The following is a 12,563-nucleotide window of genomic DNA, read 5'->3' as shown; positions in this document are numbered from 1 at the left end:
TAACAATTAAAAAGACAAGAATCATTTGATTCTTGTCTTTTTTCTATACATTCAAAATAAATAATTTTAAAAAATTATCTTCATGGTACTGGCCATTTTTGTAATTATAATCTAATTCAATTGCGTCCTTTAATAAGGATACTAACTTTGCAATCGGCATTCTATTACCTAAAGCAAGTTTGACCCGATACGGATGTACACCAAGTTCTTTGACAATTTGTGCTTCACTTCTCCCCCGTTGTTGCAAAATTTTAACAGCTAAAATCAATTCCAACTGGTTTGCAAAAACAGCTAATAATTGCACGGGGTTGCTGCCCTCGCGTAACTGATTATCCAATCGTTCAATTGCTTCTTGGTAGTTATGCTTCAAGGCAGCTTCTAATATTGCAAAAACATTTTGAGCCAACGATAAATCAATGTTTCGTTCAATTTCTGCTTCAGTAATCTTACCATCAGCCGCAATCATCTTTAACTTATTAAAATTACTTAAAATCGTATCTAGAACTTGATCACTACGCTGTAACAATAATTGTAACCCTGTCTGCGAAATTTGATAGCCTTCAGCTGCAATTAGTGCTTTAGTGATTGACCCAACTTCATAAGGTCTAATCGCTGTTTCAACAACATTGAACTGGTTTAAAACCGTTTTAGTTAATTTCTTACGGCGATCAACTTTAGCATAAGAAGCTACTAAAATGACAATATCCTCTAATTGATTAATATTTACAAAAATTCGCTGCAATTGCTCTAATTGTTTTTGATATTTTTTAGGCACCTTAGCTGTTAAAAAAAATGGATTTTTAACTGTAATGATTTTTTGCTGGCTAAACAGGCTTGATTCTGTCAAATTAGCAATCAAGTCATCTAAGCCATCACTTTCACAGTCAACAATTACATGATCAAAGTTTTTAAACCTTGGTTCGCGCGTATAAGAACGTGCTATGTAGTCATTAAAAAAGCTGTCCTCACCTAAAATTAAAGTTTGTAAGTTAGAACTATTGGTATTTTTAAATAAAGATAATAAAGTCATTTGTTATTCACCGGGATAAAACGTGTAAATTTTGGTTCAGTAAAACCGCCATAAGTCCATGTAATCATACCACAGTCTTGTGTTGAAACCCACGGTATATGTTGCACTTTTAATGTTGTTAACGTTTCTGGATGTGGATGCCCAAAACGATTATTCCGACCAGCAGAAATAAAAACCATTTCTGGATGCAATTGCTGCAAAAAGGTTGGATTTGATGCTGTCCGACTGCCATGATGACCTAATTTAAAATAATTAGCATGTAAATGATAACGGGACATGATTTCTTGTTCACCATCTTGACCTAAATCACCCGTAAATAACCAAGTTTTATTGGCAATCGTAAACGTCAACGATAAGGAATCATCATTTGTACCCAATCCAGGTTTAACAGGATAAACAACATGAAACTTAATTTGCGGTTCCCTTACGCTATTACCAGCAAGTAATTGCACAATTTGATCTTGATGTAACAGACCACTAATTCTTTTCTGAAAAGACGGGTTATTAATTAAACCTTGTGCCATATACAATTTTTGGACTGGTACCTGTTCAAGTAGTGGCCGCAAATCACCAACGTGATCAGCATCTTGATGCGAAACAAAAATGCCATCAATTTTACTAATTCCCTCAGCCTTAAGCAGTGGCACAGTAATTTTATTAGCTTGTGGTGCCAGCTTTTTTCCGCCAAAATTAGGTTTACCACCAATATCTATTAGATATGTCCGCCGCGGGAAAGGTGTTGTCAGTAAAATACTATCCCCTTGCCCAACATCAATAAAAGTAACCTGTCCGGTTAATGGAAAATGAATTGTTAAAAATAAAATTATATATATGATAACCAACTTACCGATCAAAAAATTAGTCATTCGCCGATTACTTACCTGCTCGTTTACGTATAACAGCAACATGCTTGTTAAAATAAGCAGTAGTAAACACTGCCACCAACTAATCTTGCCAAAAGTTAATAAACCGAGCTTAGTTGCCGAAAGTTGGCTAATGAATTGTTCGCCAATCGTCAAAATTTTTTCAAATAAATTACTAATACTAGACACCGAGCCAAATACTAGCAGATTAATAAAAGTTACGGGCATAACTACCCAATTAAAATAAGGTACCACTACCATATTAAAAAGCACTGTTAACAAATTAAATTGGAAAAAATAAAATAATAATAATGGTGTCAGCAAAATATTAAGTAATGCTGACTGCTTTAGACTAGGCATTTTATTAGTCATTTCTAATCCTAAAGCCAAAAGATACGTTAAAATAGCGCCAACGCCCATCATTAATCGCGGATTAAGCAGTAAATGCAGCATACAAGTTAATCCAAGTAAGTCAAAATGAGTTATATGCCAGCCCCGAAAATTAAATATTTTACCTAAAATATACGTCAAACTAGCTCGAATAAATCCAGCTTGGCCGTTACTAAGAAAAATTCCTAGCAATAATAAACTTAAACAGCAAACAAAAGTTTCTTTTTCTGTAAATTTTAAATAAAAACAAATTGTACTGAGAGCCAAAACATAAATGCCAACGTGCAGACCAGAAATACTCAAAATATGAATTACGCCCAAATCGCGATAATTATCAAGAATTCCTTGATTATCTTGGCTAGGATTTTCGCCTAAAATTAATTCACTACTAAAAAAGCTTAAAATTCGGGGCATTCTTTTAAAGTAAGACTGTAAGGAAAAACGTAAATAATGCCAATAATCAGCGATACCTCCAGGTACAACTTTAATTTGACAGCTTTTTAATTTTGCTTGTTGGTAAATATTTTTTCCAGCATAATATTGCCGAGAATCAAATTGACCATAATTAGTTGCCGACATTATTGACTCAACTTGCCCAGTCAACGCAGTTAAATAAATTGTATGTCCCTGGTTAATCTGCTTAACCTGATTAGAAGTAACCGGCAGCGATACTAATATTTTCCCATCTGAAACTTCACCGATAGCCGAAAGCCAGTTATCAGTAAGTTTAATTTGATCTGGGTAAAGTTTAATAGCCGCATTATCAGTAATTGTAAATGTAGTTTTAGACTGATGTAAATGCACGTCAAGCAGGCCAATTACCAATATTATACAAATTAACCACTTAAGATCGGTATATTTTGTTAATAATAAATAAGCCAAATAGCCAGCAATTAAACCACTACAAATTTGCTCTGGATATCCGTAACTTTGATAAATTAAAAAACTTAAATCAACTAATAACAGTGCTAGCAATAATAAAAAGCCGGGAGTAAACAGCTTATACTGCCAATTGGTCTTTGAGAGCTGCAAAAGTTTTGTCTCCAATTCCCGAAACTTGCTTTAAGTCTTCAATCTTTTTAAAATTACCACTCTTTTGCCGATAAGCAATTATTTGTTCTGCTTTTTTTTCGCCAATACCATTGAGTTTTTGCAATTCTTCAGCATTAGCCGTATTAATATTAATTTTAGCATTCGTTTGGTTATCACTAGCAGTAGCTGTAGAATCAGACGCAGCAGTTGTTTCTGCTGTTTGCTCACCTGCACTATTATTAACTGCAATCACAATTTCACTAGCTTTAATCTTTTCACCATAATAGGGAATATGCACTTTATCTTGATCCTGCAAAATTAATGCCCGATTAACCTGCTTAAGTTGAGCTCTAGCCGTAGTTCCACCAGCTGCATCAATTAGTTCTTGTAAGCGCGCACCAGTTTTCAAAGTATAGACTCCTTGATGTTTAACTGCACCCGAAATATCACAGGTTACATTTTCTGGTTTAGCTTTTTCTTTAGGTTGCACGTTGTCTGTCGGGGTAATTTTAGTCGGTTGTGTAGTATCTGCTTTTTTAGTCATTGTTTTAGTAGTTGTACTATCTACGGTGAAATCAGCGTTATGATTATTCAAATCACTGCCCTGCCTAGTCCAAATTACAATTCCGACTACAATTAATCCAACTAAAAAATATTGTTTATGCTCAATAATAAAGTCTTTGATCTTTTGCCAATCCACTTTTTTCACCTCAATTATTAAGTACGCAAAAAAGCTCAGAATTTCTTCTGAACTTTTTTAATTAATAATTCTTTTCTAAATAACTGAGCACATCACTAAAAGTCGCAACTGGAACAATTTTCATCTTCGAATGAAGTTCCCGAGCTGTTCTTTGCGCCACTACATAATTACTAGCCTTTTTTTTCACTCCAGTCGTATCAGTCGGTGCAAAAAAGACTTCCGCACCAATCCGATTAGCAGCAACTACTTTCTTATCAACACCACCAATAATTCCAACTTTGCCATTGGGAGTAATTGTTCCTGTTCCAGCAATTTTATGACCAGCGGCTAATTTCTTACCCGTAAACGCTTCATAACTAGTTAAGGTAAACATTAAGCCAGCAGACGGACCGCCAATCGCTCCAGCATCAATTTTTAACTTGGGTTTAGTTGCTACCTTAACGTGTTCTACCAGCTGAATACCAATTCCCGGTTTACCTGTTCCGGCAACTTTAACAATTTTTCCAGTAAAGTAGCGGGCACGGCCTTCGCGCAAGACCTTAATTTTGACTCTGGCATGCAATGGCTGCCTCTGCAAGTAAGCCATCATTTCTTCAGTTGATTTAAATTGATGACCATTAGCACCTAAAACTGTATCACCAACCTGCAATTTTCCTCTAAAACTTGAATGCTTCTGCACTTGCATAACATAAACGCCTTGATACTTTAATTGCGGTTTTAAACCTGCTCTTTTTGCTGCACAATAAATCGCATTTTGCTGGCTAGTTTCCATATACCAATTTTGTAATTCTTGATACTGACTGTTAGTTGCACCACCAAGCAATTCTGAACTAGGAACACGTGTTGTATATTTTTGAGTGTAACTCCATAGATACTGCAAAACAGAAGCTGGCGCACTAGTTTCACTAACTGTTACCAAATATAAATTATTAGGCTTTGGCCTACTGCTCTTCACAAACTGGCCAACTGAAATTGCTTCACCCGGCATTTCCAAATAATACTTAGTCGGCCAGCTAAGGCCGACTGCGAGTAAAACTAATACTAATAAACATCCTAACCAATTACAAATTCGTCTTTTAGCCTTAAAATTTTGCTTTTCTTGTGCCACCGTCTAGCTCAACTTCTTCCTTACGGCTTTTGCTGCCATTGGCGGTAAAAAGCTGTTAATATCACCACCAAAGTGAGCAACCTCTTTAATAATACTAGATGCAACAAAGCTATTTTCTGGTTGTGTAAATAATAAAACCGTTGCTATTTCTGGGCTCATTGTCTTATTCATTGCTGCAATTTCTTGCTCATATAAGAAGTCAGAACTATTACGAACCCCGCGAATAATCGCATTAGCATGTAAATCCCGAGCAACATTAACTGTTAAATCATTAGGCCGCTTAATAACCTGAATATTAGGATAATCCTTTAATGCATCTTGAATAAATGCAACCCGTTCATCTACCGTAAACAAATATTTTTTAGCTGTATTGGTCATTACAACGACATATAATTTATTAAATAACGCTGCGGCTTGCTTAGCTACATCAATATGACCATTGGTTATCGGATCAAAACTACCGGGAAAGAGTGCAATTGTCATTATTCTGCCCTCCGATAAAACCGCACTATCGTTTTACCCAAATGATGCACCTTAATCAATGTAAAATCGGGAATTTCTCCTAATTGTGTTTCATCATCTGTTTCGGCAACGATTATTGCCTTGCTAGTTAATAAATTTCCAGCCAACATTTTTTGCATGTCACTAGCAATTCTTTGTTTAGCATACGGCGGATCTAAAAAAATTAAATCAAATTTTTGTCCATCTTGAGCAAATTTCTTTAAAGCAGCAGCACTTGACATCTTATAAACGGAAAATCGGTCTTCTTCTTTAGTTAACGCCACATTTTTGCGAATAATTGCAGTGGCTGCATAATTAATATCAACTAGTGTTGCATGACTGCAGCCGCGTGAAACAGCTTCAATTCCTAAAGCACCACTACCACCATACAGATCAAGCACTTCACCACCAGTAAAAAATTGCCCTAAACTATTAAATAACGATTCTTTAACTTTGTCGCTAGTTGGTCTTGTTTTTTGACTTTTTAACGTAAATAAATTGCGTTTGGCATACTTACCTGAAATAATTCTCATAATAATTGTTGTTCCGTATTTTTCTCTTGTTCTTTTAACAGTTTATCTTCAGCTTTTTTAGCCATTTCACTAATTTGCTGTTCAATATGTGTACTGGTTAAATCCAGTTTATCTTCCTGCGATTTTTCAACTTTCATTACAAAATCTAATGATTGCAAAGTTTGTATTATTTGGTCAGCATCCTTGTAATTAACATACAAGACACAGTAACCCATTTTTTTAGAAAAATAGACAATGTCACCATAATGCCGCAACCGATACTGGTTATTTGCCGCATCAAGATAGACAATTAGTCCTTGTCTTTTAGTAATTGCGGTATCAGCTAAGTCGTGATTAACGCTCATGAGACAACACTCCTTCTTCAATTTTGATTTTTTCATTAGCTGAAATATTTAAAACTAAACCAATTGCAGCAGACAGAACAATCATTGATGAGCCACCATAGGAAATAAACGGCAAAGTTACTCCCGTAATTGGCAATAGACCTAAGACAGCTCCCACATTAAATAAAGTCTCCGTAAAAATAATCGTTGTTACGCCAAAGCAAACCAAGGCATCAAATTGCGAAACCGCCTTAATACCCACTTCCATAATTTGCCACATCAAATAGAATAACAAACCTAAGACCAAGACAGCTCCTAAAACACCAATTTCTTCAGCTGCAATTGCCAAAATAAAATCAGTATATGGTTCCGGCAAATAACCACGCTTTTGCATACTATTTCCCAAACCAACGCCAAACAAACCGCCATTATGAATTGCGTAGTAAGAATTAACCAACTGGGCCCCACCTTTTTGCTGGAGTTCAAACGGATGCAGAAAAGACATAAACCGTTGATACTGATAACTATTTTGCAAAAATTTAGGATTCCAATGAATTACCAAAAAAACCAGCAGAAAAACGCCTAAACCAATACCAAATAAACATGTTAATGCATTCTTGGTCGGCATCCCTGATACCGAAAACATAACAATCACGATCATTGCTAGAATTGCGGTACCCCCAGCATCAGGTTCCATAAAAACAAGAAACATCATAAATATAGCCACAATCCCTGGTCTTAATAGATTTTCAATAATGTGGCCACTATTAAAACTACCATCATGTCTATCTAAAAAGAATGCTAAATAGATAACCAAAGCTAACTTGGCAACTTCCAATGGCTGAATTTTAATAATTTTTAGGTCAATCCAGCCCACGGCCCCATTAACAGCAGCCGCTGATCCCCGGACAATTTTTAAGACAAATAAGTAAAGTAATAAAACTATACTGATCCCTAAAAACCAAGCAACAAATTTAGTGTTTTTAAAAAGGTCAAGTTTGAGTGTAAAAAAAGGTAATGCAAAAAATAAAATTGCCACTAACGCATAAATTGCTTGTCTGACGCCATACGCTGACGGCTTAAAGCCGTTAACCAGCAAAATATCAGAACTTGCTGAATAAACCATAATAATGCCAAAAATAACCAGCAACAAATATGGAATTAAAATACGATAATTTAAATAATGAATTTTTTTGCGCACAGATAGTCTCTCCCTTAGAGTAAAACTTATCCCTTATTATAAAGCAAAAAAAGCACCACTTCATCAAGTGAATGCTTTTTTTAAAAATAATCAAGCTAATTATTTACGATTACGTTTCTTATCAGCCTTTTGCCGTTCTGAAGTATTTAAAATCTTCTTCCGTAAACGAATTGATTCTGGAGTTACTTCACAATATTCATCATCATTCAAAAATTCAATTGCTTCTTCCAAAGTCAAAGATTTTGGTGTATGAATAGCAGCAGCGTGATCCTTACCAGCAGCACGCGTGTTAGTCAGGTTCTTACCCTTAATAACGTTGACAGCGATATCACGATCACGTGAGGATTGACCAACAATCATTCCTTCGTAAACTTCAACACCAGCACCGATAAACAACTCACCACGTTGTTCAACTGTTTGCAATGAGTAAGTTGTTGACTTACCTTGACTAATTGAAACCAAGGCACCATTCTTTCGTCCAGGTTCCCAATTTTTAACAACTGGCTTATATGAATCAAAACTGTGGTTCATAATTCCATAACCACCAGTTTGTGACATAAATTCATTGTTGTAACCAATCAAACCACGAGATGGCACTAAGAAATCAAGTCGAGTTTGACCGTTACCAGTTGCTGCCATGTTCTTCATTTCACCTTTTCTTTGTGAAAGTGAATCAATAACAGAACCAACATATTCATCTGGGGTATCAACTTGAACAGCTTCAAAAGGTTCACACATCGTACCGTCAATTTCACGGTAGATAACCTTTGGCCGTGAAAGTTGTAATTCAAAACCTTCACGCCGCATTTCTTCAACTAAAATTGACAAGTGCAATTCACCACGACCAGAAACAGTCCAAGCGTTAATTTGATCAGTTGGTTCAACCTTCAAAGAAACATCGGTCCGTGTTTGCTTAATCAAACGATCTTCAAGCTTCTTAGGAGTAACCTTGTCACCCTCACGACCAGCAAATGGTGAGTCACTAGCAACAAAGTCCATCTGCAATGTAGGTGGATCAATCTTAAGTAGTGGCAATGCTTCTGGATGTTCTGCTGAAGCGATTGTTTCCCCAACAAAAATGTCGTTAATTCCGCTGATCGCAATAATGTCGCCAGCCTTAGCCTCTTTAATTTCATTACGCTTCAAGCCGAAGAAACCAAATAATTTAGTAACTCGGAAGTTTTGCGTTGAGCCATCACGCTTCATCACAGTGATATTATCACCAACTTTAACTTGACCGCGATAAATCCGACCAACACCGATTCGACCAACATAGTCATCCCAATCAAGCATTGTAATTTGGAATTGTAGTGGTTCAGCAATATTGTCAAGTGGAGCTGGAATTGACTTAATAATAGTGTCAAAGATTGGATCCATTGTTTCTTTTTGCGTTGCAGGATCAGCTTCATATGAAGAAGTTCCGTTCAAAGCTGAAGCATAAACAACTGGGAAATCAAGCTGCTCATCATTAGCACCTAATTCAATGAAAAGTTCCAATACTTCATCCATTACTTGCTTAGGACGAGCACCTGGACGGTCAATCTTGTTAATAACAACGATTGGCTTAACACCAGCTTCTAACGCCTTCTTAAGTACGAAACGAGTCTGCGGCATAGTACCTTCATAGGCATCAACTAATAGAAGTGCCCCATCAACCATGTGCATGATTCGCTCAACTTCACCACCGAAGTCGGCGTGTCCTGGCGTATCCAAAATGTTAATGGTTGTATCACCATACTTAACAGCAGTATTCTTAGATAAAATAGTAATACCACGTTCACGTTCAATATCATTTGAATCCATTGCCCGATCTTCCAAAGCCATATGCTCAGGCAGAGTATCGGATTGCTTCAATAATTGGTTAACCAAAGTAGTCTTACCGTGGTCAACGTGCGCAATAATTGCTATATTTCTAATATCGTTTCTTCTTTTTTCTGACAAAAGTATTCCTCCTCCACTCCTCAATAAAAAAACTGTGACCTAGTCACAGTTTCGGCGGCACGCTATCAAACATGCTGATCGAAGTGTTTTTTATATCTGTGTAGTTACGCTCATTGATTTTACCACCTAACTATATACCGGTCAACGTTTATCCCTCTTTTTCAAATTTAAAATTTAGTATAAAATAAAAGGCAGACAAATAACCTAAGTTTATGGTAAAAATATATTTGTAACTTTTAGATGAAAGAGTGATTTTAATTGATTTTAATGAAAGATATTACCCGTGATGGTAACCCTGTCTTGCGCCAAGTCGCTAAGCCGTTAACTTTTCCTTTAAGTGAGCATTACCAAAAGTTAGCTGATGAGATGATGGAGTACTTAATTAACTCACAAGATCCCAAGATTGCTAAAAAGCATCAATTGCGGGCTGGTGTTGGTTTAGCTGCACCACAAGTTGGTGAAAGTGTCCAAATGGCATCGTTACTTGTTCCGAATGATAAAGGTGAGATTATTTTTAAGGAAACATTTGTTAACCCGGAAATCTTGTCTGAATCAGTACGCCAGGCTTGTCTTAGCGAAGGCGAAGGCTGCCTAAGTGTTGACAAGGTAATCGATGGCTATGTTCCCCGCCCTGACAAGTTGAAAATTCATTACTATACGGTTGCTGGTGAAGAAAAGACGATTCGTTTAAAAGATTATCCGGCAATTGTTGCTTCCCATGAAATTGAACATCTGCGAGGGCACCTCTTTTACGATCGCATCAATAAAGAAGACCCGTTTAAGTTAGCTGAAGATACTGTTGTTATTTATTAATAAATAACTAAGCACAAAAGTCGTCAATGTTGTTTTGGCGGCTTTTGTGCCTAATTAATGAGAACTTGTTTCTATACTTGTAATTATAATTATGGTAGAATTTTCATTAGCTATTGGATATTTTTATTAATATTCAAATTAAGAACGTTTTATAACTGAATAAGGAGAATACAAATATGATCTACAAAGTTTTGTATCAAAAAGATAAGGTTGTTAACCCAAGAAGAGAAACAACCCAGACTCTTTACCTGGAAGCAGACAATACTGTTGCTGCTAGAACATTGGTTGAGGAAAATACCCCCTACAACATTGAACTCATCCAAGAACTTACAGGTAATTCGCTAGAATATGAAAAAGAACACGCTGATTTCGAATTAACGTCATTCGCAGGTAAGAAGTAGTCTTCCGTGCGCATTAAAAATAATGAAGTTGCCGTTTTTGCAATCGGGGGGTTGCATGAAATAGGCAAAAATATGTATTGTGTTCAATACCAAGATGAAATTATCATCATGGATTGCGGCATTAAATTTCCAGAAGATGACCTCTTAGGCATCAACTATGTTATTTCCGATTATTCTTACTTAATTAAAAACCGGAAAAAAATCAAGGCATTAGTTGTCAGCCATGGTCACGAAGATCACATTGGTGGTATTCCGTTTTTACTAGAAAAAATCCCAGAAATTCCAGTTTATGCTACCCCATTTGCTTTAGCCTTAATCAAGGGCAAACTTGAGGAACACGGCATTTTACGCACAACTGAATTGCACGAGGAACATGAAGATACTGTTTTAAAATTTAAGAAATTATCTGTTGAATTTTTCAGAACGACGCACTCAATTCCTGATACTTTGGGAATCGCTGTTCACACACCACTAGGTGCAGTTGTCTTTACTGGCGACTTCAAGTTTGACTTGACACCAGTTATGAACCAACCAGCACCAGATTTTCAGAAGATGGCAAAGTTAGGTAAAGAAGGCGTTTTAGCCCTTCTCTCTGATTCAACTAACGCAGAAGTTACCCAATTTACTAAATCTGAGCGTTTTGTAGCAAAATCGCTACATGATATTATTACGGGTATTCATGGCCGCATTATCTTTGCCACTTTCGCTTCTAATCTCTATCGAGTATCAACTGCCATTCAGGCTGCAATTGATACTGACCGAAAAGTTGCTATTTTTGGTCGCAGTATGGAAAACGGTGTTCAAAACGGAATTGATTTAGGCTACCTTAACGTTCCCGAAGGCTTAATTGTTGATGCCAACGAAATTAATCATACTCCAGCTGATAAAGCGATGATTTTATGTACTGGTTCACAAGGTGAACCACTAGCTGCTCTTTCACGAATTGCTAATGGTACTCACAGACAGATTAGTCTGCAGCCGGGAGATACGATTATCTTCTCATCTAATCCAATTCCAGGTAACACTTTAAGTGTTAACCACTTGATTAACAAACTGATGGAAGGTGGCGCTAATATCGTCCACGGACGCGTCAATAACGTCCACACTTCTGGTCATGGTGGTCAAGAGGAACTTAAGATGATGGTCCGTTTAACTCATCCAAAATATATGATTCCAGTTCACGGCGAATATCGGATGCAGGTTATCCATACCCAATTAGCTCAAGCTGCTGGTGTTCCAGCTGACCAAACTTTTGTTTTAGAAAATGGCGAAGTTATTTGCTTTGGTCCTGAAGGCTCGAGAATTGCTGGTCATGTGCCAGCTGGTGACGTTTATGTTGATACTTCTGGCACTGCTGATGTCGGCAATGTTGTGGTTCACGACCGGCAAATTCTATCTGAAGAAGGCTTAGTTGTTGCTGTTGCCACAGTTGATTACAAGCACAAACGAGTTTTAGCTGGACCAGATGTTTTGAGTCGCGGATTTGTTTACATGCGTGAATCAACTGACTTAATTAGTCAGGCTCAGAAGCATATCTATCACGTTATCAAAACAGAAATGGATAAAACGGACCACCCTAAAGACAGTGTCATTCGTAAGGCAATCGTTGAAAATCTTTCTGACTTTTTATATTCACGAACTAAAAGACGACCAATGATCCTCCCAATGATTATTGAAAAGAAATGATAAAAAAGCCCGTATAGGGCTTTTTTAATTGTAAGATGAAT

At 36.7% G+C, this 12,563-nt stretch carries 12 protein-coding genes; 3 read left to right on the top strand and 9 right to left on the bottom strand.

Features of this window, described 5'->3' with window-relative positions; genetic code table 11:
- Window positions 1-43: 43 nt before the first annotated feature.
- The 9 genes from holA to typA all read right to left on the bottom strand — a co-directional run bounded on the left by holA (window position 44) and on the right by typA (window position 9,622).
- Window positions 44-1,030, bottom strand: a complete 987-nt coding sequence (gene holA / locus OZY43_RS03890) for a DNA polymerase III subunit delta (RefSeq protein ID WP_277166158.1) — start codon at window positions 1,028-1,030, stop codon at window positions 44-46.
- A complete protein-coding gene (locus tag OZY43_RS03885) occupies window positions 1,027-3,315 on the bottom strand; it encodes a DNA internalization-related competence protein ComEC/Rec2 (RefSeq protein WP_277166156.1) in 2,289 nt (762 codons plus the stop codon). Before OZY43_RS03885 ends, holA begins: the two co-directional genes overlap by 4 nt.
- Entirely contained in the window at window positions 3,284-4,015 is a 732-nt protein-coding gene (locus OZY43_RS03880) for a helix-hairpin-helix domain-containing protein (RefSeq protein WP_277166154.1), read from the bottom strand. Before OZY43_RS03880 ends, OZY43_RS03885 begins: the two co-directional genes overlap by 32 nt.
- 61 nt (window positions 4,016-4,076) lie before the next feature.
- Complete coding sequence (locus OZY43_RS03875; protein WP_277166152.1) at window positions 4,077-5,123, bottom strand: SepM family pheromone-processing serine protease; 1,047 nt, start codon at window positions 5,121-5,123, stop codon at window positions 4,077-4,079.
- Window positions 5,124-5,126: 3 nt separating this feature from the next.
- Entirely contained in the window at window positions 5,127-5,606 is a 480-nt protein-coding gene (gene coaD / locus OZY43_RS03870; protein WP_277166150.1) for a pantetheine-phosphate adenylyltransferase, read from the bottom strand.
- Window positions 5,606-6,157 carry a 16S rRNA (guanine(966)-N(2))-methyltransferase RsmD gene (gene rsmD, locus OZY43_RS03865; protein WP_277166148.1) on the bottom strand — a complete coding sequence of 184 codons (552 nt, stop codon included), beginning with the start codon at window positions 6,155-6,157 and terminating at the stop codon, window positions 5,606-5,608. Before rsmD ends, coaD begins: the two co-directional genes overlap by 1 nt.
- On the bottom strand, window positions 6,154-6,501 hold the full coding sequence (locus OZY43_RS03860; RefSeq protein WP_277166146.1) for a YlbG family protein: 348 nt from the start codon (window positions 6,499-6,501) through the stop codon (window positions 6,154-6,156). The genes rsmD and OZY43_RS03860 overlap by 4 nt, the downstream gene beginning before the upstream one ends.
- A complete protein-coding gene (locus tag OZY43_RS03855) occupies window positions 6,491-7,681 on the bottom strand; it encodes an FtsW/RodA/SpoVE family cell cycle protein (protein WP_277166145.1) in 1,191 nt (396 codons plus the stop codon). The genes OZY43_RS03860 and OZY43_RS03855 overlap by 11 nt, the downstream gene beginning before the upstream one ends.
- Window positions 7,682-7,780: 99 nt before the next feature.
- Window positions 7,781-9,622 (bottom strand): translational GTPase TypA, encoded by a 1,842-nt coding sequence (gene typA, locus OZY43_RS03850; RefSeq protein ID WP_277166139.1) that lies wholly within the window; start codon window positions 9,620-9,622, stop codon window positions 7,781-7,783.
- 258 nt (window positions 9,623-9,880) lie between these two features.
- On the opposite strand from typA, the gene def reads away from it, so the two are divergent.
- From def to OZY43_RS03835, 3 genes are all read left to right on the top strand, one after another.
- Window positions 9,881-10,435 carry a peptide deformylase gene (def, locus tag OZY43_RS03845; RefSeq protein ID WP_277166137.1) on the top strand — a complete coding sequence of 185 codons (555 nt, stop codon included), beginning with the start codon at window positions 9,881-9,883 and terminating at the stop codon, window positions 10,433-10,435.
- A 176-nt stretch (window positions 10,436-10,611) separates the two neighbouring features.
- Entirely contained in the window at window positions 10,612-10,836 is a 225-nt protein-coding gene (locus tag OZY43_RS03840; RefSeq protein WP_277166135.1) for a DNA-dependent RNA polymerase subunit epsilon, read from the top strand.
- 6 nt (window positions 10,837-10,842) lie between these two features.
- The gene (locus tag OZY43_RS03835; protein WP_277166133.1) at window positions 10,843-12,522 is read left to right on the top strand and encodes a ribonuclease J; all 1,680 of its coding nucleotides are present in this window, start codon (window positions 10,843-10,845) and stop codon (window positions 12,520-12,522) included.
- Window positions 12,523-12,563: the final 41 nt, after the last annotated feature.

It is taken from the genome of Lactobacillus sp. ESL0785 (genome assembly GCF_029395455.1).
Taxonomy (GTDB): domain Bacteria; phylum Bacillota; class Bacilli; order Lactobacillales; family Lactobacillaceae; genus Lactobacillus.
The sequence above is the reverse complement of the archived record's forward strand: the minus strand, read 5'-3'. Positions and strand labels throughout refer to the sequence as shown.